The sequence below is a fragment of the Endozoicomonas ascidiicola genome, assembly GCF_001646945.1.
Classification (GTDB): Bacteria; Pseudomonadota; Gammaproteobacteria; order Pseudomonadales; family Endozoicomonadaceae; genus Endozoicomonas; species Endozoicomonas ascidiicola.
Window position 1 is genome coordinate 233,702 of sequence record NZ_LUTV01000009.1, and the last position, 1,856, is coordinate 235,557.

At 42.5% G+C, this 1,856-nt stretch carries 1 protein-coding gene and 1 pseudogene; both read left to right on the forward strand.

Going from position 1 to position 1,856, the window contains the following annotated elements; genetic code table 11:
• The first annotated feature begins 130 nt into the window (after positions 1-130).
• Positions 131-1,030, forward strand: a complete 900-nt coding sequence (locus AKL11_RS22270) for a DUF2441 domain-containing protein (RefSeq protein ID WP_157673722.1) — start codon at positions 131-133, stop codon at positions 1,028-1,030.
• A 481-nt stretch (positions 1,031-1,511) separates the two neighbouring features.
• Positions 1,512-1,856: pseudogene (locus AKL11_RS22275) on the forward strand (hypothetical protein); the annotation flags it as partial.

The window sequence follows — 1,856 nt, forward strand, 5'->3', positions numbered from 1 at the left end:
TCAGGTTTTCGTCACAGTTCAACCATTTTACGGGCTTCCGCAGCTAACAAAAACTTCAAGCGGACGCCTGCGGCGCCGCTTAAGTTGGCGTTATGTGCTTAACATCAAACATTAAAACTAAGGATAGAATTTGACCATAATCGGTGAAGAGCGCTTTGAGGCTCACGTATATCTTAATCATGACTATCCTCCTATTCAATGGAATATTGTTAGAGGTTTGTTCCATTCTCCAAACTGTTTACCTGAAAGCGAAAGGCCAGGATTTATATCAATTTCAATGGCAACCATGCTTTTAAATGACACTGGGGAGAGATTGAATAGTGAACTTTTATTAGATGAATTTAGGAGTAAATTCTATCCTGAGCATGTCTCTAGACTAAATGGTATTTTTGTATTTGATGATTTAGAAAGTTTGTCGAATCTTTGGGAGAATAATAATTGGGGTGGGCATTTCTGCGATGATTATTTGGCTGATGTCGGTGTATCTTCAATAAAGTCGAGTCGTTTGGATTCAAACTGGATTTCAGAAATTTTAGATCAAAATGGAAAGTTGAAAGTTAGTTGGGAAACAGCTGCGCACAATTACTGGCAAGGAATTCCCCACCCCGAAAAACCACCGATTTGGGAAAGAATAGTAGAGGGAGCAATTACAGTCTGGTCAATGGAAAGCAAGATTTCCGCTTTGAAGAATATCCAGTCTATATGGCCGCAGTCATTAAATCTATTACGGTATGCAGCATTATGTAGTAGTTTCGGTTCATTCGATGGCGAAGTTTTCCCATTCTTGCTTAAAAAAGAAAGTTCACTTCATATTTCATATTACTTGAGAATGGTTCAGGCAGAGGATGATAAATTTATACATTTGTTGGATGAGTTTATAAAAGAAAATCCTCAGTGCAATACAAATATTGGAAATTCTGGAGATGACATTGTTCCCGATTTAAGAGGGTTTAGTAGAGAACTAACCTTAAATTCAGGCGGGTTATTTAGTGATATTGTCGCTAAAGCAATAGATTCAGAACGGAAATAAAAACAAAGCACATAACAAAAATTTCCAGGGGACGCCTACGGCGCCCCTGAAATTGGCGTGTGTGCCGAGCATGGCACTTAACTAGAGAGGTGAAAGACCTCTTACCAGGTATTCGCAGAGCCGAAGGTTAGCGAAAGGGCAAGGGCGTTGTCGCGAGGCAGGGTCTGAAGGAAGTCCAACGCGAAATCACGGGGCGACGAACAGGAACCCGATATGAGGTGTGACGTATTCGAGGCCAGTGGGCACGTGACCATTAAGCCTTCCATCTGCAATTGGAGTACGTTTTATAAATTGGGCGTCTACGTGATGAAAGTTAAGTGTCTTACCTCGGGAGGTCTGCATTGTGTTGATGGAACAACTGACAGTAGAGCAATCTGCTGTGATCGCAATGCAGAAGTCAGCAGAAGACATAGTAGGTGGCATCTCGTCACTGAAGGTCTGAACAAATCTTGGAAAGTACTCATCGGAGAAGTGATTTCGGATGGCATCTGTTAAACAACTGCTGTTGTCTCTGGAAATGTCAGAGGATGAACCGGAATCGGGAGATTCGATTGAACCAAAATCCAGCACTTGTTCATCTTTGATGACGCGGGTATTAGACAGGAATAATCTAATTCGCGCGCTAAAACAGGTTCAACGCAATAAAGGGGCTCCGGGCGTGGACGGTATGACCGTTAACGATCTTCCAGTATTCCTTAAACAACACTGGCCAAAGATACGACAGCAACTGCTAGAAGGCGTCTATTCTCCCAAGCCTGTTTTGCGGGTTGAAATCCCTAAACCGGATGGACGCAAACGAAAACTGGGCATTCCCACTGTTCTAGTA